Below are 537 nucleotides of genomic sequence, written 5' to 3'. Positions count from 1 at the left end.
TTGACATGAACGACCGCGCCCTGCGCCAGATTACTGCCAGCCTGGGCGGCGTGTCGAACGGGTTCCCGCGCGAAACAGGTTTTGACATCACTGTGGCGTCCGAGGTCATGGCGATCCTGTGTCTGGCCAACGACTTGAAGGATCTGGAAAAGCGTCTGGGTGACATCATCGTGGCCTATCGCCGCGACAAGACCCCGGTCTACTGCCGCGACATCAAGGCCGAAGGTGCGATGACCGTTCTGCTGAAAGACGCGATGCAGCCGAACCTGGTGCAGACGCTGGAAAACAACCCGGCCTTTGTCCATGGCGGCCCGTTCGCCAACATCGCGCATGGCTGCAACTCGGTCATTGCCACCAGGACCGCGCTGAAAGTGGCTGACTATGTGGTGACCGAGGCGGGCTTTGGCGCCGATCTGGGTGCCGAGAAGTTCATGAACATCAAGTGCCGCAAGGCGGGCATTGCGCCCTCTGCCGTGGTTCTGGTTGCCACCGTGCGGGCGATGAAGATGAATGGCGGTGTCGCCAAGGCCGATCTGG

1 protein-coding gene is annotated in these 537 nt (G+C 61.3%); it reads left to right on the top strand.

What is annotated here, in order from left to right:
- The coding region (locus ACR0M9_RS21140) for a formate--tetrahydrofolate ligase (RefSeq protein ID WP_480774611.1) at positions 1-537 on the top strand (537 nt) is incomplete at both ends.

It is taken from the genome of Ruegeria sp. CH2, assembly GCF_056537065.1.
This window is presented reverse-complemented; position numbering and strand designations above follow the sequence as displayed.